Genomic DNA, 25,281 nt, shown 5'->3' with positions numbered 1-25,281 from the left:
CATTCCTAATCCCTTATTATTTATCCACCATTCATATAAATAAATTAGATCATGGTTGTTAGTAAAGAAAAAACTCCAACCGCTCAAGAAACCTTTTTGCAAATGGCAAGTGCCGCAGGGCTTCGTGGTCGTTTGCTTATAACTTTAGGATTATTAATCTTGATTCGTTTGGGAATTTACATCCCCGTACCCGGAATTGATCGCCAAGCCTTTGAAGCCGCAGTCCAAAATCTTCCCTTTTTAGGATTTTTAAATATTTTTACAGGGGGTGGTTTAGCCACTGTTGGTATTTTTGCTTTAGGAATTTTACCCTACATTAATGCTTCTATTATCATGCAGTTATTAGCTTCGGCTATTCCTGCTTTAGAAGATTTACAGAAAAATGAAGGAGAAATTGGAAGACGGAAAATAGCACAAATCACTCGATATGTTGCTCTCGGCTGGGCAATTATTCAAAGTACTGGTATTACTATAGGCTTACTAAGACCTTATGCTATTGATAATACCCCTTGGTTTGTTATTCAAACTGTATTAGCTATTACAGCAGGATCGATGTTTGTCATGTGGGTTTCGGAATTGATAACCGAAAGAGGTTTAGGTAATGGTGCTTCTTTATTGATTTTTGTGAATATTGTCGCTGTTTTACCCCAAACTTTAGCTAATACTATTGATTATGCCCAAACTGGTGGAAGACAAGCTATTGCTCAAGTGGCAATTTTAGTTATTGTTTTCTTAGTAATGATTGTCGGTATCGTATTTGTTCAAGAAGGTACTCGTCGAATTCCTATTATTTCTGCTCGTCGTCAAGTCGGTAGAAGATTATACAGAGAAAGAACCAGTTACTTACCATTGCGACTTAATCAAGGTGGTGTAATGCCCATCATTTTTGCTTCCGCTGTATTAGTTTTGCCCTCCTCTGTAGCAGGTTTTGCTGAAAAAAGTCCTTTTAATGCGGTATTAAATCAAATTGCTTTAGCATTACGTCCAGGAACAATATGGTACGTAGTAACCTATTCTGTACTGATCATTTTCTTTAGTTATTTCTATGCTTCCTTAGTATCAAATCCCGATGATATAGCTCAAAATTTAAAGAAAATGGGTACAAGCATTCCTGGTATTCGTCCGGGTAAAGCAACTATTGCTTACTTAGAAGGAGTGTTAAATCGTTTAACACTTTTAGGTGCAATTTTCTTAACTATTGTTGCGACTGTGCCAACTTTCGTCGAGAGTGCTACGGGGGTAACAACTTTTCAAGGTTTTGGTGCAACATCCTTATTAATTTTGGTTGGGGTTGCCATTGATACTGCGAAGCAAGTTCAAACCTATGTTATTTCTCAACGTTATGAAGGTATGGTGAAACAATAACCCAGAAGACAGAAGGCAGAAGGCGAAAGACAGAAGTACAAATAATTAATAATTAACTGTCAAATGTTAGATGTCAACTGTCAACTGTTTATCCTCAATAAAAAAATGACCAAACTTATCTTTTTAGGAGCCCCCGGTGCTGGTAAAGGTACTCAAGCTCAAATTCTTTCCCAACATTTGGGAATTCCTCATATTTCCACGGGGGAAATTCTCCGAGAAGCAATCACAACTCAAACTCCTTTAGGGATTAAAGCTAAAGGCTTCGTTGATAACGGTGATTTAGTACCTGATGAGCTAATTTTAGACTTAATCCAAGAAAGATTAGGAGAAAAAGATGCTCAAAAAGGTTGGATTCTCGATGGTTTTCCCCGTAATGTTTCTCAAGCAGATTTTTTAGTAAATCTTCTTCAGGAATTAAATCAAGTCTGTAACGGTGTTATTAATTTTGATGTACCTGATTCCGTGTTATTAGAACGTCTTTTAAGTAGAGGCAGAAAAGATGATAATGAAGCAACGATTAGTAATCGCTTATTTGTTTATCATCAACAAACTGCTCCTTTAATTGAATATTATAAACAACATCAGTTACTAATCAATGTTAATGGTGATCGGGAACTTTCCCAAATCAGTGAAGAATTAGAAACAATAGTTAAATCCTAAAATGATCTACTTTGATTTTGAAGGGAAAATAGATTTGATAAAATCAACAAAGATTACATCAAACCAGTAAAAGGATTATTACTATGTCGAAAAAAGACCTCATTGAAATGGAAGGAACTGTAACTGAATCATTACCAAACGCAATGTTTCGAGTAGATTTAGATAACGGTTTTAATGTATTAGCTCACATCGCTGGAAAAATTAGACGTAACTACATCAAAATTTTACCCGGTGACAGAGTAAAAGTCGAGTTAACTCCCTATGATTTAAGCAAAGGAAGAATTACTTATCGACTCAAAGGCGGTAGTGGTAAAAAATAAAATCAATTGTATTTATTGAAAATTATTAACTATTGCCTAAAGTGAAAATTTGCGTAAATAATCATCAAGAGATAAAAAATCTCTAACAGTGAAAAATTAAACAAAAAATCACTTGACTTATATAACCAACCTATGTTTGACACAGGTATCAAATCCTGTTATAATTAAAAGCTTGCAGTGTAAACTACTACTATGAAAGTAAGAGCATCAGTCAAAAAAATTTGCGACAAATGTCGTGTTATCCGTCGGAAAGGGCGGGTGATGGTGATCTGTTCCAACCCCAAACATAAACAACGTCAGGGATAAATTATTAACAACCAGTGTAACTCATTAACACTGAAAATTGACCAAATTTATTGGAAATAATAGCGAGACTAACAAAGGAAACGAAAACATGGCAAGGATATCTGGTATTGACTTACCTCGTGATAAACGAGTAGAAATAGGACTTACCTACTTGTATGGCATTGGTTTAACTTCTTCTCAAAAAATTCTGGCGGCTACCGGGGTAAACCCAGATACAAGAGTCAGAGATTTAAGTGATGAGGATGTAAGTAAACTAAGACTATACATTCAGGAAAACTTCGAGATTGAAGGTGATTTACGTCGTTTAGAAGCGATGAACATCAAGCGATTAGGAGATATTGGCACTTATAGAGGTCGTCGTCATCGTCAGGGATTACCCTTAAGAGGACAAAGAACTAGAACTAATGCCAGAACTCGCAGAGGACGTAAAGCTACTATCGCTGGGAAGAAAAAAGCTCCTAAAAAATAAATAGAGGGACTGTATTTTAGTACAAGTCATCCTGAATACCGTTCAGTTCGGGTTGCCCAAAACCTAAGATCACCTTTTATATAAAATAGTTCGGTGATAACCCATCACCACTAAAAAAACTAACTAATTCAATTAATCAAAAACTCCATAAACAAAATCAGTTAAAGAGGTAAATTCGGCATGGCAAGACCCACAAAAAGGGGAGGACCAAAAAAACAAAAGAAAAACATTCCCAGTGGAGTAGCTTATATTAAATCTACTTTTAACAACACCATTGTTACTATTACTGATGCTACTGGCAATGTAATCTCATGGGCAACAGCAGGTTCAAGTGGTTTTAAGGGTGCGAAAAAAGGAACTCCTTTTGCGGCTCAAACTGCTGCGGATAGTGCTGCTCGTACAGCAATGGACAATGGAATGAAACAGGTGGACGTGATGGTTAGCGGTCCTGGTGCTGGTAGAGAAACTGCTATCAGAGCTTTACAAGGAGCAGGGTTAGAAATAACATTGATTCGGGATATTACTCCAATTCCTCATAACGGCTGTCGCCCCCCAAAAAGACGCAGAGTCTAAAATTGTTCCATAGTCATCAACTCGACTTATTACTAGAGTTATTGATTATTAAAACCTTTGTATCTAAAACTGACATCATAAATCGAGGAAATAACCACTGTGGCTGTGTTTAAAATAGACTGCTTAGTAAATAAAACTCAAAAAAATCAAGGGCAATATGGAAAGTTTGTACTAGATCCCCTAGAAAGAGGACAAGGTATAACTCTTGGTAATTCCTTGAGAAGAGTTCTTTTATCTAACTTAGAAGGTGCAGCAGTAACTGCCGTCAGAATTGCGGGTGTAAACCACGAGTTTGCGGTTGTGGAAGGGGTGAGAGAAGACGTGTTAGAAATAATGCTCAACATGAAAGGAATTGTTTTTAAAAGCTATACCCATACGGCTCAAATTGGTCGTTTGGTAGCTACAGGTCCTTGTACTGTTACAGCCGCACAGTTTGATCTACCTTCAGAAATAGAAGTAGTCGAACCTAGTCAGTATATTTGTACCTTGGGGAAAGGGGCAAAGTTAGAAATGGAATTTCGAGTCGAGAAGGGTAAAGGTTATCGTGCCATTCAAAAAGGTAAGGATGAAAGTAGTTCTCTCGACTTTTTGCAGATCGATTCTGTGTTTATGCCTGTAAATAAAGTTAACTTCACGGTAGAAGAAATCCGTTTTGAAGGAGATTTAGCTGATCGCCTAATTTTAGAGATTTGGACAAATGGCAGTATTAAACCAGAAGAAGCTCTTTCTGATGCGTCGAAAATTTTAGTGGAGTTATTTTCACCTTTAACCGATGCAACAGGTATCACAGGTAAACCTGAAGAACCCGAAGAGCCTGAAGATCCAGCAAGTCAAATTCCTATTGAAGAACTAAATCTGTCGGTTCGTGCTTATAACTGTCTCAAACGAGCTCAAATTAACACTGTAGCTGATTTGTTAGAGTATTCTCAGGATGATCTCTTAGAAATTAAGAATTTCGGTCAAAAATCGGCAGAAGAGGTAATAGAAGCTCTCCAACAGCGTCTAGGCATCACTTTAGCGGAAGGCAAGATTAAAGAACCACCTTCTGGAGATTTAATCGAAAGTGCTGAACCTGTTGCAACACCTTAGTTTTAACAGACTAGAAGACTAAAAAATTCGTGAATTAATTAATAATTTAAGGAGGAAATTAATGCGTCACCGTTGTAAAGTGCCTTTATTAGGCTTACCAGCAGACCAAAGAAAAGCCCTTCTCCGTGGATTAACAACCCATTTATTACGAGAAGGCGAAATTACTACTACTAAAGCTCGTGCTAAAGCTGTTCGTAGTACTGCAGATAAAATTATTACTTTAGCAAAAGATGGTTCTTTATCTGCTAGACGTAAAGCCTTAGCTTATGTTTATGATAAAGATCTTGTTAATGATGTTTTTGCTAAAGCTCAAGAACGTTATGGCAGTCGTAACGGTGGTTATACCCGTTTAATCCGCACGAAAAGTCGTCGTGGAGATAACTCAGAAATGGCAATCTTACAGTTAATCTAGTTCCTTTTGAGTCTAACCTTCATGGAGAATAGCACCCTAGAAAAAAAAAGAGTTGCAATTGTAATTCAATATTTAGGAGCTAACTATCACGGTTGGCAAAGACAGCCTAACTATAATAGTGTTCAAGAAGAAATAGAAAAAGCGATCGCCTCTGTTGTGGGTAATCCTGTCACCATTCACGGTGCTGGTAGAACTGACAGTGGAGTTCATGCAGCCGCACAAGTAGCTCATTTTGAAGTTAACTTTCCGATACCTGCTGATCGTTGGTCAAAAGTTCTTAATAGTTGTTTACCTGATGATATTGTCATTAGAGCTTCGGCACAGGTAGCTAATGATTGGCACGCTTGTTTTGGCGCTTCTTTTCGACGTTATCGTTATACTATATATACTGGTAAAGTTCCTAACCTATTTTTACAACCTTTTAGTTGGCATTACTATCATCAGCCTTTAGATGAATCATTGATTCAAAAAGCGCTTAATCCCTTACTCGGAGTTCATGATTTGAGTGCTTTTCGTCGGGCGGGTTCTAAACGTTTACACTCTATTTTAGAAGTGCAAGAAGTTATTTGTCAGCGAAAAGAAGACTTGATACATATTGAGATACAGGCTAGTGGTTTTTTATATGGCATGGTAAGGCTATTGGTGGGGATGTTAGTAGAAGTGGGATCAGGAACAAGATCTCTGTCAGAGTTCCAAGACATTTGGGTAAATCGTCGTCGAGATTTAGTGAAATATTCTGCCCCAGCAAAAGGATTATGTTTGTTAAGAGTAGGTTATCCGAATTTTCCGATACCTGAACCAATTTGGTTTAATACTCAACCTATTTTTACTTTTAGTTAAAAAGTCTCAATTAAAATGAATAAAACACCAGTTCCTAAATTAGAAGATTTAGAAAAAAAATGGTTTATTGTTGATGCTCAAGATCAACGTCTCGGAAGATTAGCCACCGAAATTGCTAATGTTTTGAGAGGAAAAAATAAACCAACTTTTACCCCTCACTTAGATACAGGGGATTTTGTCATAGTAGTCAATGCTGAAAAAGTTGTGGTTACAGGCAAAAAAGGTGAACAAAAGCTTTATCGTCGTCACTCAGGGCGCCCCGGTGGGATGAAAATCGAAACCTTTGATAAATTACAAAAACGTATCCCTGAAAGAATTATCGAAACTGCTGTTAAAGGTATGTTACCTAAAAATAGCTTAGGCAGAACTTTGTTCACCAAACTTAAAGTTTATAGTGGTTCTGCTCATCCTCATGAAGCACAACAACCAGCAGTTTTAACCATTAATACCATCCCCGGAGGTAATAAATAATGTCAGACAAAGTAGTTTATCTCGGTACAGGTCGTCGTAAATCTTCTGTTGCCAGAGTTCGCCTTGTACCCGGTACAGGTGCTGTTAAAGTTAATAAAAGAGAAGGTTCTGAGTACTTCCAACAAATTCAAGATTATATTCAAGCCTTAAAAGCACCTTTAGAAACTTTAGGTTTAGAAAATGAATATGATATTATCGTAAATTCTCATGGTGGCGGTTTAACAGGTCAATCCGATGCAGTTAAATTAGGGGTAGCAAGAGCATTATGTCAACTTGATCCTGAAAATCGTCAACCCTTGAAAGCTGAAGGTTATTTAACTCGTGATCCCCGTGCTAAAGAGCGTAAAAAATATGGTTTACATAAAGCTCGTAAAGCTCCTCAGTTCTCTAAACGTTAATTTTAACTTTAGTAACTCCTTTAGGAACGTTGCGTAGTCTGCAACGTCTCTAGTAATCAATAAAAATTCATAACTTGTATTAAAAAAGGAAATTAAAATAATGCCAAAAGAAGGAATACACCCCCAGTGGTATCCCGATGCAAAAGTTATTTGTAACGGTGAAGAAATTATGCGTGTTGGTTCAACTCAACCAGAAATTAATGTAGAAGTTTGGTCTGGTAATCATCCTTTTTATACTGGTACTCAAAAAATTATTGACACTGAAGGTAGGGTTGATCGTTTCTTACGTAAATACGGTATGCTCAGTGGTAAACAAGAAAATTCTGAAGCTGAAACAAAATAAAAATAAATCTTGTTCAAAGAATATCAAAACCCTAGCAGATAAGTTATTTGTTGGGGTTTTTTTGTAGAAAAAAGTTGATTTAATAATTCTTATGAAATTATTTTAATTGAATCATAAAAAAATTTTACCGTTGTTTATATTCTCACAAATCAAATTATTAGATTAATTAGTGCAAGAAATGAAACTGTAAAAAATATTTTTTGTTATTATTTAACTTAAGATAAAGAATTTAAAAACTGGTTATGAATTTATTAGAAAAAATGAAATTATAGTTAGTAAATATACTTTACATGATCAAAGAAAAATATTTAGAAAAGAATGAATTATTACCCTCAGATATTAACTTAATTATTGCCATACCATCTAAAGCAAAAGACAGAAAAAAGTAGCTAAAAAATTAGATTTTAAAAAAGTCATGGGCGATGGTAATATTTATAGAAAAGAAAAATAATTATTCCTATTCATGAGAATGCGGACATTGGAAAATGATTATTTCAAGAAATTCTCAAACAATTAGGCATAACTAAAAATGATTTTAATAGCCTAAAATAAACTTAATTGCCCTTCACCTTTCAAGCGCCAAGAATCTTCTCCTATTCTCTCAGTGATGTCTTCTAAGACTGTTAAAATAGTTTGATTTTCTGGGGTAGTACCATTTTTTAGTAAAGGTAAAATATACAAGACAATCTCATCAAATGTCGTAGTTTTATTTTTTCTTTCCATTCTTGTTAAATAACTGATTAAATAATATTTAATTCTTAGTTTTATATCTATATGAGATTTGAATTTAGTATCTTTTTAAATTAATTAAATAACTCTTTTTTTCTTAATACTTAATAAGTATATTCTTTCTATGGTAATCAAGGTAATCACAGTCTATTTGATACTTTATAGGATATTTTGCTTGTGTATTTTGTACTAAAATTAGTATATCTTGTAATGGCAAACTAAAATATTTATATTCTGGTGTAATTATAACTTGTAAAGAATTAGTAAAACTAATGTATCCTTGATCAAATAAATGATCGTATGTAACAAAAAGGCATAAACCATTAGAAGGATTTAATCTACTATCTATTTTATGTGACCATGGAATAATATGACTTGCTCTAAGCATATTTGATTCAGAAATAGAAGTTATACAGCATTTATTTTGAAAATTATCTAAAACTTTTTTTCTAAAGAAAGATTGTTTTTGCTGAGGGGGCGACAGAACATTCAGAATGCAGATTGGATAAGGGAAATAGCCCTCATACCTTGACGATAATAGGACTGTTTCTGAGGAAATAAAGAGGTTAACTTATCTAATTGTTCTTGAAAAAAGCAGATTTCACTTAGCCATTTTATCCCATTTAAACCAATAGAAAAATCACTATATCTTTTATATCTTCTTCTTTTTTCTGTGGGTCTAACTAGATATTCACTTATTCCTTTTCTTTTAATTTCTTCTCCTATAAATGTTGAATAACTATAGGATAATGTTATCAGTATAATTAAAGAAATTAGTCGTTCATTTTCAAGTTTTGTACTTTCTAAGTTATAACCTCCTAATTTAAAATCTCTAAACATTTCTTCAATACCCATTCTTTTGGAATAAGCAGAGATTGTTTCCGACATACTTTCTAAATTTGTGAGAATAAACCATGGCTGTTTACTCGATTTATGTCTATAGTTTTTCTTCCATTTTGCTGCTAAATTAATTCCTGAGAATCCCTTGGTTTTTGTAACTTTTATTCCTCGATAATATACGGAGAATCCTGGAGATAAACCTAATTCACTCAATCGAAACCATATATCAGTTTCTAACTCCACATATTCACTCTTTTTTAAACGTAGAGATAAATAAACCTGTTTCTCTACTGATAACCATTTTGCTAAATCCACAGAGCAAAATTCTCTATCTCCTAAAACGATTATTTTATATTCAATTAATAAATTAATACTTGCTTCTAATACTTGTTTTTGTTCTGATAAATTACTACTTCCTTTTTTATTTAATCAGATAAAATATACAGGGATAGCTCCTTGATGATGAACTAAACTTACCATCAATATATTAATGTTTTGCCACTGTGTTCTATCAATGACTAAATAAATTACTTTGTTTGATTCCCATTGGTTCATAATCCATGATTTTAAAATCGGAAACCATATGGTTTCAACTTTCCAATTTTTCAGACTTAAAAATCTTTGTAACTTTTTAATTCTACTTCTTAATTTAATCGGATAAGGAAAAAGTTTTGCCATTTCTTCTAACCTAACAGTTTTAAGATTTTGAAGTAAATTAACTAAAAGACAAAGAGTTAAATATTGAGGTAAATTAAACTGTTTTTTAAATACTCCTGATAAAATTGGGGAAGTTGAAACATCTTTTTCTATAGTAATTAATATAAAAACTAAAAACATCTTATTTTTATCCAGATTACCAGCTTCAATCTCTTATGCCATCGTCTGTTTACCTTCATTGTCGCCCCCTCAGTTGTTTTTGTCTTGCATTTATTTCAATTTTTCGATTTTCAATAGAATAATCATTTAATTCTTCTTCTGAAAGAGTATATTCAGTATTTAAAAAATTTTCTTGATTATTTAAAAAACTCGAATTCCCGTAAAATAAACTAATATCTTTAGATAAATTGCAAGTTCTTAAAGAAAATAAATGTCCTTTTATACTTCCCACCCATCTTACTTTTTCTCTTTTATCATTAGACAAATATTCTTGGATAAATATATGTTTTACCAGAAGAAAAGGAATAGCATAAAAATCTCCTTCTTTTTTTTCAGAACCTATAATTATCAAACAAAAATTATCTCCAAATTGATCTTGATATTTATATAATTTACTTGAGAAAAAATCAAACCAATAATTAACATTTGGATCAGCTTTACGAACATAATGTTTTTTTTCTATTAATTGACGGTTTTTTAATAAAAAATTTATCATAAATTGCTATAAAAAGATAAGATATAAATTTTTAAAAATGGAGATATTTTTTATGATTTTTTATATTTTCTGGGCTAGTAGGTTCATTTTTTTGATAAGCAGATTTTACCCTTTCAAATGCTTGATTTAATTCATCGAAATTTACAGGAGAAATGAGGGAATTAACGAGAAAAATAGCGAGGGGATTAATGTCAATACTAATGGCTTTTCTATTATTCATTAACGCCTCAATGGCGGTGACACCACTACCACCAAAAGGATCGAGAATAGTATCATGAGGTTGGCTAAAATTTTTGATATATTCTGCCACCACATTCCAGACTTGTTTAGTGAAATAACCATGCACCCCAAAATGTCTTTTAGCCGCTTGTTTTTTCGGAATAATTTCCGCTAATAAAGGGCGATGAAGATAATCAAATTGACTCAGAGAAAAACCCTTAGCGTCTTCCTTTGCATCTTTGCGCCTTTGCATGAGAAAAACACCCTCATTATAAGAAAACGCCTTCCCAACCTGAAAACTATTTAAAGACAAAAATTGACTTAATTGCTCATAATAAAAATCAAATTCATCCAAAGAAAAATATAAAACAGGAGTATCATAACCAGAAGTTTTAAATAAACTAAATTCAACGCCATTACAGAGGGCAAAATAAAGACTTCTCACTTCAGGATGACTAGCATAACAATAAACTTGCTCAATATGATCACCTTCTTTTATATTCTCATTCGGTGCTTTAGCATCTAATACCCAAGCATAATTATTCTCAATTTTTAAGAGGTAATCAGGTATTAAGTTAATTTTACGTTTCTTACTGCCAATTTTAAGAAAAGGATGTTGTAAGGTTTTACTGCGAATAATATTGTTTTCTGTGTAACCAAGACTTTTCAACAGAGGTAAAATAATAACTTCTCTGACGCTATCTTCTTTAAAATCAGGATTATTTTTAAGACTTTGAAAGTCTAAATCTACAAAAAATTGAATCATGTTTATTTTTTTATTTACATTTTCTCATCTTTATCTGATACATAGACTTTCATTAAATTTTCCTTTAATTAATATTATTTAGCTCCGATGAGAGCCTCTTTTTATTGTTAATTATTATGCAGGATATATACGCAGACGACGATTCGGCTCATCACCAAAGCTATCTGAACGTAATCGGTAATGTTCGATTAGTTCATGTTGCATTTTTCTTACTTTAGAATTTCTTGGTAACAATTCTACTGGTTGCCCTTGAGGTATGACAATTTGCTCAACTGCTAATCTGGCTTCTTCTAAGGCTTCAATTTCGTCATCATTACCAGCTTTGGTAAATAACCTTAAATCTGCGGCTTCGTTAGTTTCGGGGTTATCCATATTCACTAATTGCCTTAAAGTGCGGGTAATTTGTGGAATACTGTTGGATTTGATACTATGGATAGGTACTTGACGATCTTTTGCTAATTGCATTAATTTTGAGTGATTTTTAACTTGCGATCGCAAAGCTAATACCGCATCAGCATCATCTAAATCTTTAGTTAAAACAATAGGCATTTTTAAAACTCCAATAACTTGTTCTAACTGGGATCTACCAATACCATAAGGATAAACATAAATGGGAAAATCCTCACCATTAGGTCCTGGAATACGTACTTTTTCTGTGGCTTCTTCTGCCTGATACCAAGAATTGGCTAACATTTTCTCAAAATCGAGATTCGGTTGTTGATGAGTCAAAGAAATGGGAATCATTTTACCTGAAGCCCTTAAGCCAGTGGGTTTTAGGGGAATTTCTACCACATTTTGCACCGTTGTTAATTCCGTTTGTGGTGCTAAAGAAGGATCTCTAGTTATGGTAACTTGCCCTTCATCATTAACTTGTCTTAGTTGTGGAATCGGCTGTTTACCTCGTAATAAATGATCTACTGTTTGTGCTACTTCTTCATGAACAACCCATTTTTGACGCTCCCACATTTCCACAGCAATTTGAAAGGTAGGAGGTGCTTTTCTTTCTAAAACAGTCTTTTGAGAGCCACGACGACGAGCTTCTTCATCACCGAGAGTAACGGATTGAATACCTCCAATTAAGTCGGAAAGAGTAGGGTTTTTAATTAAGTTTTCTAAATAATTACCATGAGCAGTACCAACTAATTGTACACCTCTTTCGGCAATGGTTCTAGCCGCTTGAGCTTCTAATTCCGTACCAATTTCATCAATGATAATCACTTCAGGCATATGATTTTCTACTGCCTCAATCATTACTTGATGTTGTAATTCGGGATGAGCCACTTGCATTCTTCTTGCTCTACCGATTGCAGGATGAGGCACATCACCATCTCCTGCAATTTCATTGGAAGTATCGATAATGACAACTCTTTTGTCTAACTCATCAGCTAAAACTCTAGCAATTTCCCGTAAGGCGGTGGTTTTTCCTACACCGGGGCGACCTAATAGTAAAATAGATTGACCACTTTCGACTAATTCTCGAATCATCAAAATAGTGCCAAAAACGGCTCTACCAATACGGCAAGTCAAACCAATAATATTTCCTTGACGATTACGAATGGCACTAATGCGATGTAAAGTACATTCAATTCCTGCTCGATTATCAGCACTAAAATGACCAACTCTCGCCACACAATATTCTAAATCTTCTCGACCAACTAAATTATCACTTAAGTAACAACTGTGTCCAGAAAATCTAGCTTCTGGTTTTCTTCCCAAGTCTAAAACGATCTCAATTAAAGAACTTTTCTGAGGATGTTGTTCTACAGATTGTCGAATTGTCAGAGGTAGAATTTGTAATAATTTATCGAGATCGTCAGTAATCTGCATTCTATGTTGGGGCAGTTTTTCTTCCATTCTTTAATTATATAAACTTAAGTTTAAGTATTGTTTAAGTCGAGAGCATTTTTGGAGCAAATTTTAAGTAAAAAATGCCTTTTAATTTATCATACCCGAATTACTTAGAAACTTGAAACAAAACTTAATTTTTTTGCTTTTACAAATAGAAGTTTATCTGACTCCATTATTTATATCAATTGTCAATTCTCAATTGCTATAAAGTGTTAAGATACTTTAAAATTTAAAAAGTTTATTTACTAAGGTCATAATTTCTCTATGTTATCCTTGTCCTCAAAAAATTGGTTAAATCATTCTTTAGGTGTTATTTTGTCCTTGGGAATTTTATCTGTAGCGACTGCTACTTTAGCACAATCAACCACCAATACTGAACCTTTAGAAGAAAATACCGTTACCCCTGTTAATCAAACTGAAAGTCTTTTAAGTCTTCAAGGGGGAGAAAAACTAATGAAAGAAGCGGAAGTCGCAATTAATGCTGGAAATTATGATTTAGCCGCAACAAAATTACAACAAGCAAGACGTATTTTTAATCAACTTTCTAACTTTTATTTACAACTAGGAGAAAGTTTTTCTGGTATTGATAATCGTCTTGCCGAAGGACAACGGGCTGGTGCATTAAAAACTGCTACTTTAAGAGATGAATCTACCTATCAATTAGCTTTAGTTCATCGTGCACAAAATAAACCTGAATTGGCTGTACCTCTTTTAATTCAGATTATTCGCTCTCAAAATCCTACCAGTGAATTGGGTAGAAAATCTTATCAACAATTATATGAAATTGGTTTTGTAGAAACACCTTTTCAAACTTCTAATAATTAGCTTAAATAATTAAAATTATTCATTTTAATTAGTTTAGTAATTATCAATAAAAACTATTTTTATTATCAAATAATTTAGTTCTTAAATATATAGTAAAAAATTATATATTATAATTTAATTATAAAAATCATCATACCTATTAATTGATTATGGTAAGTTTAGAACAAGTAAAAAAAACTATTGAACAAGAAATTTCTGGTGCAGAGGTATTTGTCAAAGATTTGACTGGGGGGGGTGATCATCTTGAGGCAATCGTTATTTCTTCTGAATTTGAAGGAAAAACAATGGTAAAACAACATCAATTAGTTTATAGTGCATTGCAAAGCGAACTAAAATCTGAAGCTATTCACGCTTTAGCCTTAAAAACCTATACTCCTTCTACATGGTTAAGCCAACAAAACTAATCTGAAAATAAAAAAACCTCTATCAAGGTTAAACTAGAAATTGACTTATTCTTTTCCGTAATCTTATTATCATATTTATTAATTACTATGACACCAGAATTAAAGCAACGTCTTGATGACATCGTAAATAACAACCAAGTAGTAGTTTTCATGAAAGGCTCAAAATTAATGCCCCAGTGTGGATTTTCTAATAATGTTGTCCAGATTTTAAATACTCTTGGTGTGCCTTTTGAAACCGTTGATGTATTATCTGATTATGATATTCGTCAAGGTATCAAAGAATATTCTAATTGGCCTACTATTCCTCAAGTTTATGTAAATGGTGAGTTTATTGGCGGTAGTGATATTCTTATCGAATTATATCAAACTGGTGAACTGCAACAAATGATTGAGGTTGCTCTAGCCTCTTAAATAATTAATAATTAACAATTAACAATTAATAATTAATAATTAAAGTTAGTAAATATTTGCCAAAAATCAATTTTAATAATGTTTAAGTGAATTCCCTCTTAGTCGTTTGATTATCTAGTCATCTAGCTTCATCTTGACTGATAATTTTGTATTTAACTCAACTTGAGGCTAATTTCTTTTTCGCTTCTTGCCATAAAGATTCTAATTCTAAGATTGTATATTCTTCTAAAGGAAGATCAGCAAATTTTTCCATCATAGAAATGCGCTTAATAAATCGTTGATTTGTGCCTTGTAAAGCTAAAGTTGGATCTAATTTATACCATCTGGCAAGATTAATTACTGTAAATAATAAATCTCCTAATTCTTCTGTTGCGTGTTGTTTATCTCCTATTTCAATGGCCTCTTGAAACTCAGCTAATTCTTCTTTAAATTTGTCCCAAACTCCATCGGCATTTTCCCACTCAAAGCCAATTTTTGCCGCTTGTTTAGAAATTTTTAAACTTGCCATCATCGTCGGCAAACTACGAGCATAGATTTTAAGTTTATCACTTAAAGTATTAGATTCTTGTTTTTCCTCTTTTTCTTCTCTTTTAATTTTCTCCCAATTATGATGAACTTCAGCTTCATTGGCTACAATTACATCACCGAAAACATGAGGATGACGGCGAATTAATTTAGCAGTAATAATATTTGCTATATCTTCTAAGGAAAAATCATCATTTTCTTGGGCAATTTGTGCCTGTAAAACCACTTGTAATAGTAAATCTCCTAATTCTTCGACAATGGCTTCTTGATTTTTTGATTGCAAAGCATCCGCCACTTCATAGGCTTCCTCAATAATATAGGGTATTAAAGATTGTTGAGTTTGAGCTAAATCCCATGGACAACCATCAGTAGGCGATCGCAATTGAGTCACAATTTGAATTAAATTATCTAAAGCCTTGAGAATTTTTGTGTTAGTTTGTTGAATCATAGGTGAGAAAAAGGGATAATAATTGGTTTAATTCTTGCTTCTCCTTTTATTATTAGTCTTTTTGAGATTTTTATTAACAGTTTTTTGAGGACGAGAAATAAAAGATTTTGACTTATCAAACTTTTTTTTCCTCTTTTTTAATAAACTACTGATATAATCTGCTACGTAATGACTCATTGCTCCTAATTCTAAACCAATAAATAAAAATAATAGTTCTTGCCAATATTTATTTTTGACAATACTATACGTATTAATCATATATTTTTGCCAATGCCATTCCCCAAAAACAAATAAATTTGCGATCGCCAAGAACAGAAAAAAGAAAATCAATAAAATAAAACTAAGATAGCAAATACGAATAATTGTTCCAATAATAAAACCATGAGAAAAAAAAGAACGATGTTTGAGAGTTTTTTGATAGGGAAGCCAAATAAACTTTAAAAATCCCCAACGTTGATATTGTATAGAATAAATATCTAAATCAGGACCAAACATCAATCCACTAAAAAGAAAACCTAAACTAGCTAAAAAAGAAAAATCGAAGCGTTTAGTAAAAACTAAAAAAATCGTCAAAATTAAAGGCAAACAAATCCAAGTAATTCGATCATGATTTTTTCCCGAAGACATCTTGCATTTTTTAAAAGTAGTTGTTATAATGGTAAATGTTGTCGAGGGCGATTAGCTCAGTGGTAGAGCGCCTGCCTTACAAGCAGGACGTCACTGGTTCAAATCCAGTATCGCCCATATTTAAAACATTAATGAATGTTGTTGATAACGATTATCATTGAAAACTTGATATTCAGGTCTGAAATTATTTATACCTAAATTTTGAGCAATTTTTTCATGAGCATTACTAATTCTTTGTGTTAAATTTTTGACTTGTAATAATTGCCACGAAATCAGAGATTTATCCTCTGTGTATTCTAATTGCTGATAACTTTTATCAATTTTTTTTATTCCCTCAGCGAATTGTAAAAAAGGAGATTGAGGAGAATTCTTTTCCAGCCATAGTATAAGTTGATGAGCAAAATCAAAATCGGTACTATTGTTATTTAAAAAAGTTTTACGATAGTTAAGACAATGTAATAATAATTTTTCTACTTTTGAAATATTTTGATTTTCAAAAGTATATTTTATCCCCCCAACACTTCGATAAAGATACCATGCTTTTATATCTTCAATTTCAGCTAATGGGCTTTGGGTAGTGCGATTATCAGGATAATTCCAAAAAATTCCCAAGACATTCTCGACTAATTCACAATTAATATGGGGTAAGACTCTATTTTTAAATTCCGTATCTCCCGCACCTCGAAAAGTTTCATCATAAAAACCGAAACGATAATGCAAGTCACGACGATACAACCCCCCAACGTAGGTTAAATAACAAGTATCAAGATAAACTAAATCTTGACTAAAATTGCGGCGATTATATGTCATCACATCCCGAAGCCAGTTACCCTTATTATCAACTTCCGTTACTAAACTATGACCGACAACCCAATCTAAGTTATTATTTTGATCAAGTTTATCCGCTAATATTTCTAAACCATCCATGGTTATCATTTCGTCAACACCAAGAAAAGTTAGGTAAGAAGATTGAGAAAGCAAAATTCCTCGATTCCATGCACTTTGAATAGTCTCCCTTTTTTTGCTTCTAGCGTAAACAATGGGTAAATCCAAAATTGACACAAGTTGTTGAAAAACTCGATATTCTTCTTGGGTTGAACCGCTATCGATTAAAATGATTTCAGCTTCTTGTTTTTGGAAAATTGTTTGTTGGGCTAAAATTGACAAAAAACGGTTTAGTTTACTTTCTGCATTATATAACGACACGATCACTGAGACTCGATAATTTTTTTTCTCACGATAATCTTTGATAAATTCGTAAGATTTTTCCTGATACTTAAGCAAACTTTGATAATTATTTGACAAATATTCGTAAGCTAATTCATAAGAATTTTTATCGGAAGGATAAAGTAATTTTAATAGAGAAGATTCTTTAAGAAAATTATGATTAATTAAAGTGTGACTAATATTTTGTAATTGATTAAATTTATCTCGATTAAGAAGACGAATAATTCTTATCTCATAAGTAGCTGATAATAAATCGTTGCCTTTTATTTTTTCTAGTCTTGCTATTTCTTGCCAAATTTTAAGACGATTAACATAATAACCATTTTTTAGTTTATTAATTTTTTCACCAAGAGGTAAGTTAAGAGGATGACTTAAATTTTTAAGTTGATTAATTTTAATATCTATTTCTTTTGCCGATGTTTCTTGTAAGTTAAAAACTCTCTCATACTCAGAGGAAAAAAAGATGCTTTTAACTAATTGATTGGTAACAATATTTTTTTTCTTACTAACTTTACTTTTAACATCTTCTAGTTGATTTTTTCCTTGGTTAACTATCGGAGTAACTATTTTTTTAGTTATATTGATAAGGTGTTGTTTTCCCCAATACTGTCTTTTTTGACAATAATAAATTAACTCTTGATACCATTGATCAATTTTTTGCCTTGCTTCTTCCTCATAATTATTTTTTTGATTATAAACATCTATGAGACTAAATTCTTTTTGATTCATTTGAGGAGAAATTGAAGTAATTTTTTCCTGTAAATTAATTCGGTATCCTTCATAATTATTTAAAAGTTTTATAATTTCAGGTAAAGATGAGTACAAGTTATTCACATCTAATTGAATAAAAGGTATTTCAGGAAAATTATCAGCTAAAAAACGACAAATCCCAGCATTTTTGCTAATTATAGTTGGGCAACCAGCAAATAATGATTCTAAAGCTACTAAATTTAAAGTATCAAATCGAGAAGGTAAAATTGTCACAGAATTAGAATTAAATTTTCCTTGTAATGCGTAGCGAGTCACAGATGGTAATATATTTATGGGCGTAAAAGCTAAGGCTAACATTTGTTTTAAATAAAATTCTCCTGTTTTCCTATCTAAGGTTTGAGGATTCGTGCCAATAATATTTCCTTGACTATATAGTTTTTTCGGTAAAAAACTGACTAAATTAACAAAAATATCAACTCCTTTTCCTTTTTCCTTTCTACCAATAAAATTTAAACTTGGTTTTGCTTTTAATGGTTGATAATTGATTTTTGGAGTTAAGTCAAAAAAATGTAAAGGATGATAATAATAGTTAAGAAAATTATCTTTTTTTTGCCACCATTCTAAGTAGTTTTTACTGATGCCGTAACGAATATCAGCAATTTTATACTGTAAGTTTTCGGCAAATTCTAAATTATGAATATAGTCTTTATTTATCACCCAATCATGATGTAAACTTTGAGAAACAATACCGTGTAGAGACAGGATTATTTTCTTGAATTTTACTTGATGGTAACTTAATGCTGATGCTAAAAAAAGTCCATATTGCTCATAATCAGGATAATCGATTACATCAAAATCAAAACCCATTACTGAATAACTAATATTACTAGCTATTAAAAAAGGGCGATAAAGTTTTTCTAATGGTAAAGTAGTAGATAAACCTTTTAAATCTGACTTAATATATTGTTGCTTATAGATTAAACATTGAGCATTTTTAGGGCGAAAACTGCTGATTTTTTCTTCCATAATAAGATAATAAAATTCTATATCAGGATTTGTCTCTATCAAACGGCGATAAAAAGTTTGCCCTCCCCCAATTTTAGAGAATAAGTCAAATTCAGCAATTAAAACTTTCATGATTAATTTATAAAAAACAAGGAATAGTTAAGATGAGTAAAAACTATAAAATTAGACTTTTTTATCAGAAAATAATCAATAATAAATAGTTATTTAGGCAATTATATAAGATAATTTTAAATCATTTATATAAAATATTTTTTAAAAATTATAGATTTTATATAACTCTCATTATTGTTTAAATTTAATTAATTCACAATTACTCAATAAATTGTTATACATTTTTTAAATGTTCATCTTTATTATTAATTATCCATTAATTCATATTACTGTTAATAATTATGGAAAAAAAAGATAATAAATTAATTATTGGTTTAACAGGAGGAATTGCTACGGGAAAATCAACTGTATCAAATTATTTAACTGAAAAATATTTAATTCCTGTATTAGATGCAGATTTAATAGCACGAGAAGCCGTAACAATTAATTCTCCTATTTTTTACAATATTATTAATCGCTATGGAGAAAAAATATTATTAAGTAATGGTAACTTAAATCGAGAAAAATTAGGTAAAATTATATTTAATAATAAACAAGAAAAGACTTGGCTAGAAAACCAAATTCATCCTTTTGTTTTTGATAGCTTACAGTCGCAAATAAAAATCTTATCTAATTCCCTGATTATTTTATCAATCCCTCTACTGTTTGAAGCAAAAATGACTAATTTAGTGAATCAAATTTGGGTTGTTAGTTGTGATTTTTCTACTCAATTAAATCGATTAAAAATTAGAAATAATTTAACAGAAAATGAAGCTATATCTCGAATTAATAGTCAAATGCCTTTAACTCAAAAGCTTGAACTAGCTGACATTATCATTGATAATAATAAAAACTTAGCTGATTTACACAGGCAAATAGATCTGATTATGTCAAGTAAATTTTATAAAAATTAACTAATAATTAGCTACTAAATATTCAAAATATTTGCTCTCTTAATTTTTTTATTCCTAATTATCCTATACCATTTTTCTGGTAAGCTAGATCGAGTTCTAAGAATTTCTATAAAAACTATTTATATGACCGCAACTATTGATAATGAACGTACTATAGTAATAGGATCTCGTAAAAGTCAACTAGCATTAGTGCAAACTTACTGGGTAAAAAAAGAATTAGAAACTAATTTTCCCGATGTAGAATTTGAAGTCGAAAAAATGAGTACTCAAGGAGATAAAATTCTTGATGTGGCTTTAGCAAAAATTGGTGATAAAGGTTTATTTACCAAAGAGTTAGAAGTTGGCATGATCAATAATGAAGTAGATTTTGCGGTACACTCTCTCAAAGATTTACCGACTAATCTTCCTGAAGGTTTAATGTTAGGTTGTGTTACCGAGAGGGTTAACCCTGCTGATGCCTTAGTTGTCAATGAAAAGCATAAAGATAAGCAATTAGATACCCTCCCTGAAGGTGCTGTAATCGGTACATCTTCTCTTCGTCGTCTCGCTCAGTTACGTCATCATTATCCCCATTTGACTTTCAAAGATGTGCGTGGTAATGTTAACACTCGTTTGGGTAAGTTAGACGCTGGAGAATATGACGCTATTATTCTTGCTGTAGCTGGTTTAGAAAGATTAGGAATGAGCGATCGCATACATCAAGTAATACCCGCTGATATTTCTCTCCATGCCGTAGGGCAAGGTGCTTTGGGTATTGAATGCCGTATTGGCGATGATTCTGTACTACAAATAATTAAGGCTATCGAACATCCTGATACTAGAGATTGTACCTTAGCAGAACGATCTTTTTTACGAGTTTTAGAAGGTGGATGTCAAGTGCCTATCGGGGTCAACAGTATTATTGAAGGTGATAATCTTACTTTGACTGGAATGGTAGCAAGTCTCGATGGTAAACAACTTCTTAAAGATAGTGTAACAGGTGATCGTACTAATCCCGAAGAAATTGGTTCACAATTAGCCGAAAAACTTAAACAACAAGGTGCGGGAGAAATTTTAGCGGCTATCTTAGCAGAAATAGAACGATAATTAATAATTAACAATTAACAATTAACAATCTCATCTTTGATTTAGTTATTTCTGACTCTAATTCTTCTTTTCTAATTCCTAATTAATTATGGAATCAATTATATCCGTATCTTTACCCGATAATTCCTACTCAATTTATGTCACCGATGAAGGCTTATCAAGTATCGGTGCAAAAGCCAAAAACCTTAATATTGGCAAAAAAATCTTAGTAGTTTCTAACCCTGAAATTTTTAACTATTACGGTGATATAACTATTAAATCTTTAGAAGATGCTGGTTTTACTGTCAATTATCATCTCATTCCCGCAGGAGAAAATCATAAAACCCTTGAATCTATTTCCCATATTTATGATAGTGCTCTTAAGTATCGCCTCGAACGCAATTCAACCATGATAGCATTGGGGGGTGGAGTTGTTGGTGATATGACGGGATTTGCGGCAGCCACTTGGTTAAGAGGGATTAATTTTATTCAAATTCCTACTTCTTTACTAGCGATGGTTGATGCCTCTGTGGGGGGCAAAACTGGGGTTAATCATCCTCAAGGTAAAAATTTGATTGGTGCTTTTTATCAACCAAAATTAGTTTTAATTGATTCTAATGTTTTAAAAACATTGCCGGAGCGAGAGTTTAGAGCTGGTATGGCAGAGGTAATTAAATATGGAGTAATTTGGGATAAAACTCTTTTTGAACGCCTAGAAGAGGAAAATAGTCTTGATAGCTTGAATAATTTATCAAAGGTGCTATTGAACGACATCTTGACTCGTTCTTGTCAAGCTAAAGCTGATGTTGTCTCTAAAGATGAAAAAGAATCAGGATTAAGAGCTATTCTTAATTATGGTCATACCATCGGTCATGTTATTGAAAGTTTAACTCATTATGAAACTTTTGTGCATGGGGAAGGGGTCGCAATAGGCATGATAGCTGCAGGAAAAATTGCCGTAAAAACTAATCTTTGGAAAGAAGAAGAAGCAATTAGACAGAAAAAATTGATTGAAAAAACAGGTTTACCAACTGAAATTCCTGATTATCTTGATTTAGAGGAAATTATTGCTAATTTACAAACTGATAAAAAGGTTAAGGCTGGAAAAGTTCGTTTTATTTTACCTGAAACCATTGGCAAAGTGATGATTACAGATCAAATTAGTAGTGATTTATTGCGACAAATTTTTTCTTAATGTCTAGTACCATAATAAATTCTTTCTGCTTGTTCTCTGGATAATCTGTTAGATCGAGGTAAGCTATCATTAATATTATTTTCTACTGTATTTTTTTGTACTAAAGGAGGATTCTTTTCTTCATTCATGGGATAAACTTTACAACCAATAGATTTCGATACCGAACAACTAGGATGTAAATTATAAACATATTCAGGATCACTTTTGCGACTTTCCACATCGACAAAATCATGTAATACAGGATCATAAGCTAATATCTCACCTGATTCAATACTGTAAATCCAACCGTGAAGAGAAAGTTTACCTTGATGTAAACGACTACGGATAATAGGATAAGTATTCAAATTTTCTAACTGAGTTAAGACGTTTTCAGCGACAGTAATTTGTAATAAATCTTCTTCTGGCACATGGGAATAATTATCTATCATTAACCTACGAGTTGCTTCGGCTTGTTTTAGCCATTCATAAACTAAAGGCATTTTATCAGCCAACTTGGACATTTTTAATAAACCCTTCATTGCACCACAATGAGAATGTCCGCATACTATAACTTGTTCAATATCTAAAGCTGCTATGGCATATTCAATGGAAGCACCTTCACCACCATTAGTAGCTCCAAAGGGAGGAATAATATTACCAGCGTTACGAATTACAAATAAGTCACCAACTTTCGCTTGAGTGATAAGATTGGGATCAATTCGAGAATCCGAACAAGTTACAAATAAAACACGGGGATGTTGCCCTTGAGATAATTCTTCAAATAAATCTCGATTACTTTCAAAATAACCAGCTTGAAAACGATGTAAACCTTCGATTAGTTTTTTCATAAATTAGAAATTAATTGAGACTCAAATTATTATATCTGAACACCATAGTTAAAAATAAATAAAATCAATTAAATTAGATTATCTACCCTATTCAAAATCTGTATAATAGTGAAGAAAAAATCGGATTTTGACAACATTTATTACTGGTAAAACCATCTCAAAAAATAAAAATGAGAAAATTTAGACAATCTTGGGCTCATTTAATTATTGCTGTTACAAGTAGCTTAACCGTTGTTAGTTGCAATTCTCTTTCATCATCTACCGAGACAAATAATCTTAACACGTCTAATAGTACCAATAATAAAATCTTAAAAATGATTTATTGGCAAGCACCAACAATCTTAAATCCTCATCTCTCTACTGGATTTAAAGACTCGGAAGCTAGTAGAATAACTCTTGAACCTTTAGCTACTTTTGATCCTAAGAGTAAATTAATTGCTGTATTAGCTCAAGAAATACCTAGTGTTGAAAATGGAGGAGTTGCTAAAGACGGTTTGTCAGTAATCTGGAAGTTACGTAAAGATGTCAAATGGTCGGATGGAGAAAAATTCACCGCCGATGATGTGGTTTTTACTTATAAATTTATTAGTAATCCCAAGGTTGGTAGTGTTAACAGTGGTGATTATGCCGTTGTTAACAATGTCCAAGCATTGGATGAATATACTGTAAAAGTAACTTTTAAACAAATTACCCCAGCATGGTATTCCATTTTTGTTGGTGGTGCGGGGATGATTTTACCTGAACATTTATATACTCAATATAACGGCGAAAATGCAAGAGAAGCACCTTTTAATTTAATTCCTGTAGGTACTGGAGCTTATTCTGTAGTACAATTTAAGCCCGGTGATTCGGTAATTTATCAAAAAAATACTCATTATCGGCAACCAGAAACCCAAAATTTTGACAAAATTGAGATAAAAGGAGGAGGAGACGCTACTTCTGCGGCAAGGGCTGTTTTACAAACAGGAGATGCCGATTTTGCTTATAATTTACAAGTAGAATCAAATATTTTAGAGGAATTAAGTAAGGCAAATAAAGGTAAAATAATTACTAACTTTGGCTCTAATAGTGAGCGAATTTTGTTAAATTATACAGATCCGAATAAAGAAACTTCCGAAGGTGAAAGATCTAGTATAAAATTTCCTCATCCTTTTTTTAGTGACGAAAAAGTTAGACAGGCTTTTGCTTTAGCTATCAATAAAGAAATGATCGCCGAACAATTGTATGGTATAACAGGAAAACCAACTTCAAATTTTTTATTAGCACCACCCGAATTAGTTTCCACTAATACCACTTCAGAATTTAACCCTGAAAAAGCCGCAAAATTGTTAGATGAAGCAGGATGGAAAGACACTAATGGTAATGGTATTCGAGATAAAAACGGTGTGGAAATGAAAGTTTTATTTCAAACAACAGTTAACCCTTTACGACAAAAAACTCAAGCTATCATTAAACAAAGTTGGCAATCTTTAGGCATCGAAGTAGAATTAAAAACCATTGACGCTAGTGTCATGTTTTCAAGTGATCCTAGCAATAATGATACAGTAGAGAGATTTCAAGCTGATGCTCAAATGTTCACTACTGGTAATAACAACCCAGATCCTATCCCTTATTTTAAAGTATATACTTGCGATAACATACCCCAAAAAATTAATAATTGGTCAGGAGATAATTATTCTCGTTATTGTAATCCTGAATATGATGCACTTTTACAAACAGTAATTACTGAATTAAATCCTGAAAAAAGAGCTATAATTTTTAAACAATTAAATGATATGTTAATCAATCAGGTAACTGTTATACCTATTATTCATCGTGCCGATGTTGTTGGTATTGCTAATAATTTACAAGGCGTAGAATTAACCCCTTGGGATTCAAGAACATGGAATATTGCAACATGGAAGAAAATAGATTGAAATAATAATAGCACAATTTCTCCATGACCAATTTTTAAAAGAATATATAC

The 25,281-nt window shown here is 32.3% G+C and carries 30 protein-coding genes and 1 tRNA gene; 20 read left to right on the top strand and 11 right to left on the bottom strand.

The genetic code is table 11. The features are described from left to right. The first annotated feature begins 51 nt into the window (after window positions 1-51). The 12 genes from secY (at window position 52) to rpmE (ending at window position 7,246) form a co-directional block, all read left to right on the top strand. A complete protein-coding gene (gene secY, locus GM3708_RS03565) occupies window positions 52-1,365 on the top strand; it encodes a preprotein translocase subunit SecY (RefSeq protein WP_066344191.1) in 1,314 nt (437 codons plus the stop codon). 105 nt (window positions 1,366-1,470) lie between these two features. Beyond that, the gene (locus tag GM3708_RS03560) at window positions 1,471-2,025 is read left to right on the top strand and encodes an adenylate kinase (RefSeq protein WP_066344189.1); all 555 of its coding nucleotides are present in this window, start codon (window positions 1,471-1,473) and stop codon (window positions 2,023-2,025) included. A gap of 83 nt (window positions 2,026-2,108) precedes the next feature. After that, on the top strand, window positions 2,109-2,345 hold the full coding sequence (gene infA / locus GM3708_RS03555; RefSeq protein ID WP_066344188.1) for a translation initiation factor IF-1: 237 nt from the start codon (window positions 2,109-2,111) through the stop codon (window positions 2,343-2,345). A gap of 192 nt (window positions 2,346-2,537) precedes the next feature. Next, window positions 2,538-2,651, top strand: coding sequence for a 50S ribosomal protein L36 (gene rpmJ / locus GM3708_RS17785; RefSeq protein ID WP_071590996.1), 114 nt, complete (start codon window positions 2,538-2,540; stop codon window positions 2,649-2,651). Between the two features lie 88 nt (window positions 2,652-2,739). Continuing rightward, window positions 2,740-3,120 (top strand): 30S ribosomal protein S13, encoded by a 381-nt coding sequence (gene rpsM, locus GM3708_RS03550; RefSeq protein ID WP_066344187.1) that lies wholly within the window; start codon window positions 2,740-2,742, stop codon window positions 3,118-3,120. 180 nt (window positions 3,121-3,300) lie between these two features. Continuing rightward, the gene (gene rpsK / locus GM3708_RS03545; protein WP_066344186.1) at window positions 3,301-3,693 is read left to right on the top strand and encodes a 30S ribosomal protein S11; all 393 of its coding nucleotides are present in this window, start codon (window positions 3,301-3,303) and stop codon (window positions 3,691-3,693) included. Between the two features lie 99 nt (window positions 3,694-3,792). Then, on the top strand, window positions 3,793-4,782 hold the full coding sequence (locus tag GM3708_RS03540) for a DNA-directed RNA polymerase subunit alpha (protein ID WP_066344184.1): 990 nt from the start codon (window positions 3,793-3,795) through the stop codon (window positions 4,780-4,782). A 61-nt stretch (window positions 4,783-4,843) separates the two neighbouring features. Further along, complete coding sequence (gene rplQ, locus GM3708_RS03535) at window positions 4,844-5,194, top strand: 50S ribosomal protein L17 (RefSeq protein WP_066344182.1); 351 nt, start codon at window positions 4,844-4,846, stop codon at window positions 5,192-5,194. Between the two features lie 21 nt (window positions 5,195-5,215). Continuing rightward, window positions 5,216-6,034: a tRNA pseudouridine(38-40) synthase TruA gene (truA, locus tag GM3708_RS03530; protein ID WP_066344181.1), complete on the top strand. Its 819-nt coding sequence runs from the start codon at window positions 5,216-5,218 to the stop codon at window positions 6,032-6,034. A gap of 15 nt (window positions 6,035-6,049) precedes the next feature. Next, the gene (gene rplM / locus GM3708_RS03525) at window positions 6,050-6,505 is read left to right on the top strand and encodes a 50S ribosomal protein L13 (protein ID WP_066344180.1); all 456 of its coding nucleotides are present in this window, start codon (window positions 6,050-6,052) and stop codon (window positions 6,503-6,505) included. Beyond that, window positions 6,505-6,903 carry a 30S ribosomal protein S9 gene (gene rpsI, locus GM3708_RS03520; protein WP_066344177.1) on the top strand — a complete coding sequence of 133 codons (399 nt, stop codon included), beginning with the start codon at window positions 6,505-6,507 and terminating at the stop codon, window positions 6,901-6,903. Before rplM ends, rpsI begins: the two co-directional genes overlap by 1 nt. A 100-nt stretch (window positions 6,904-7,003) precedes the next feature. Continuing rightward, complete coding sequence (gene rpmE / locus GM3708_RS03515) at window positions 7,004-7,246, top strand: 50S ribosomal protein L31 (protein WP_066344172.1); 243 nt, start codon at window positions 7,004-7,006, stop codon at window positions 7,244-7,246. Between the two features lie 543 nt (window positions 7,247-7,789). Here rpmE and GM3708_RS03510 read toward each other — a convergent pair. The 7 genes from GM3708_RS03510 to GM3708_RS03485 form a co-directional block, all read right to left on the bottom strand. Then, window positions 7,790-7,969, bottom strand: a complete 180-nt coding sequence (locus GM3708_RS03510; RefSeq protein ID WP_066344171.1) for a hypothetical protein — start codon at window positions 7,967-7,969, stop codon at window positions 7,790-7,792. Between the two features lie 103 nt (window positions 7,970-8,072). Continuing rightward, window positions 8,073-8,387, bottom strand: a complete 315-nt coding sequence (locus tag GM3708_RS19750; protein WP_396229663.1) for an HNH endonuclease — start codon at window positions 8,385-8,387, stop codon at window positions 8,073-8,075. 77 nt (window positions 8,388-8,464) lie between these two features. Beyond that, complete coding sequence (locus tag GM3708_RS19225; RefSeq protein ID WP_231933142.1) at window positions 8,465-9,187, bottom strand: transposase; 723 nt, start codon at window positions 9,185-9,187, stop codon at window positions 8,465-8,467. Window positions 9,188-9,244: 57 nt separating this feature from the next. Further along, window positions 9,245-9,652, bottom strand: a complete 408-nt coding sequence (locus GM3708_RS19220; protein WP_231933059.1) for a hypothetical protein — start codon at window positions 9,650-9,652, stop codon at window positions 9,245-9,247. A 55-nt stretch (window positions 9,653-9,707) separates the two neighbouring features. Next, window positions 9,708-10,187 (bottom strand): hypothetical protein, encoded by a 480-nt coding sequence (locus GM3708_RS03495; RefSeq protein ID WP_066344166.1) that lies wholly within the window; start codon window positions 10,185-10,187, stop codon window positions 9,708-9,710. 31 nt (window positions 10,188-10,218) lie between these two features. After that, window positions 10,219-11,172: a DNA methyltransferase gene (locus GM3708_RS03490; protein WP_231933057.1), complete on the bottom strand. Its 954-nt coding sequence runs from the start codon at window positions 11,170-11,172 to the stop codon at window positions 10,219-10,221. 114 nt (window positions 11,173-11,286) lie between these two features. Continuing rightward, entirely contained in the window at window positions 11,287-13,026 is a 1,740-nt protein-coding gene (locus tag GM3708_RS03485; RefSeq protein WP_066344164.1) for a R3H domain-containing nucleic acid-binding protein, read from the bottom strand. A 258-nt stretch (window positions 13,027-13,284) separates the two neighbouring features. Between GM3708_RS03485 and GM3708_RS03480 the strand changes: the two genes are divergently transcribed. The 3 genes from GM3708_RS03480 to grxD all read left to right on the top strand — a co-directional run bounded on the left by GM3708_RS03480 (window position 13,285) and on the right by grxD (window position 14,660). Next, a complete protein-coding gene (locus GM3708_RS03480; RefSeq protein WP_066344162.1) occupies window positions 13,285-13,845 on the top strand; it encodes a hypothetical protein in 561 nt (186 codons plus the stop codon). A 149-nt stretch (window positions 13,846-13,994) separates the two neighbouring features. Continuing rightward, window positions 13,995-14,249 (top strand): BolA family protein, encoded by a 255-nt coding sequence (locus GM3708_RS03475; RefSeq protein WP_066344161.1) that lies wholly within the window; start codon window positions 13,995-13,997, stop codon window positions 14,247-14,249. 87 nt (window positions 14,250-14,336) lie between these two features. Beyond that, the gene (gene grxD / locus GM3708_RS03470) at window positions 14,337-14,660 is read left to right on the top strand and encodes a Grx4 family monothiol glutaredoxin (RefSeq protein ID WP_066344159.1); all 324 of its coding nucleotides are present in this window, start codon (window positions 14,337-14,339) and stop codon (window positions 14,658-14,660) included. A gap of 157 nt (window positions 14,661-14,817) precedes the next feature. Here grxD and mazG read toward each other — a convergent pair whose 3' ends face one another. Both mazG and GM3708_RS03460 read right to left on the bottom strand, forming a co-directional pair. Continuing rightward, the gene (gene mazG, locus GM3708_RS03465; RefSeq protein ID WP_066344157.1) at window positions 14,818-15,633 is read right to left on the bottom strand and encodes a nucleoside triphosphate pyrophosphohydrolase; all 816 of its coding nucleotides are present in this window, start codon (window positions 15,631-15,633) and stop codon (window positions 14,818-14,820) included. A 27-nt stretch (window positions 15,634-15,660) separates the two neighbouring features. After that, a complete protein-coding gene (locus tag GM3708_RS03460; protein ID WP_066344155.1) occupies window positions 15,661-16,260 on the bottom strand; it encodes a metal-binding protein in 600 nt (199 codons plus the stop codon). 45 nt (window positions 16,261-16,305) lie between these two features. Here GM3708_RS03460 and GM3708_RS03455 point away from each other — a divergent pair. After that, window positions 16,306-16,377, top strand: a tRNA-Val gene (locus GM3708_RS03455). A 3-nt stretch (window positions 16,378-16,380) separates the two neighbouring features. On the opposite strand, the gene GM3708_RS03450 is transcribed toward GM3708_RS03455, so the two are convergent. After that, window positions 16,381-19,335 carry a glycosyltransferase gene (locus GM3708_RS03450; protein WP_066344148.1) on the bottom strand — a complete coding sequence of 985 codons (2,955 nt, stop codon included), beginning with the start codon at window positions 19,333-19,335 and terminating at the stop codon, window positions 16,381-16,383. Between the two features lie 281 nt (window positions 19,336-19,616). Between GM3708_RS03450 and coaE the strand changes: the two genes are divergently transcribed. From coaE to aroB, 3 genes are all read left to right on the top strand, one after another. Further along, on the top strand, window positions 19,617-20,228 hold the full coding sequence (gene coaE, locus GM3708_RS03445; RefSeq protein WP_066344147.1) for a dephospho-CoA kinase: 612 nt from the start codon (window positions 19,617-19,619) through the stop codon (window positions 20,226-20,228). 123 nt (window positions 20,229-20,351) lie between these two features. Then, window positions 20,352-21,314, top strand: a complete 963-nt coding sequence (gene hemC / locus GM3708_RS03440; RefSeq protein WP_066344145.1) for a hydroxymethylbilane synthase — start codon at window positions 20,352-20,354, stop codon at window positions 21,312-21,314. 88 nt (window positions 21,315-21,402) lie between these two features. Beyond that, complete coding sequence (gene aroB, locus GM3708_RS03435) at window positions 21,403-22,488, top strand: 3-dehydroquinate synthase (RefSeq protein WP_066344141.1); 1,086 nt, start codon at window positions 21,403-21,405, stop codon at window positions 22,486-22,488. On the opposite strand, the gene GM3708_RS03430 is transcribed toward aroB, so the two are convergent. Further along, window positions 22,485-23,315, bottom strand: a complete 831-nt coding sequence (locus tag GM3708_RS03430) for a carbonic anhydrase (RefSeq protein ID WP_066344140.1) — start codon at window positions 23,313-23,315, stop codon at window positions 22,485-22,487. The genes aroB and GM3708_RS03430 overlap by 4 nt on opposite strands. A 170-nt stretch (window positions 23,316-23,485) precedes the next feature. Between GM3708_RS03430 and GM3708_RS03425 the strand changes: the two genes are divergently transcribed. Continuing rightward, window positions 23,486-25,231 (top strand): peptide ABC transporter substrate-binding protein, encoded by a 1,746-nt coding sequence (locus GM3708_RS03425; protein ID WP_066344137.1) that lies wholly within the window; start codon window positions 23,486-23,488, stop codon window positions 25,229-25,231. Window positions 25,232-25,281 lie beyond the last annotated feature (50 nt).

Origin of the sequence: Geminocystis sp. NIES-3708 (assembly GCF_001548095.1) — a bacterium.
GTDB lineage: Bacteria > Cyanobacteriota > Cyanobacteriia > Cyanobacteriales > Cyanobacteriaceae > Geminocystis.
Note: the sequence above shows the minus strand (reverse complement) of the source record. Positions and strands in the feature narration are given on the sequence as shown.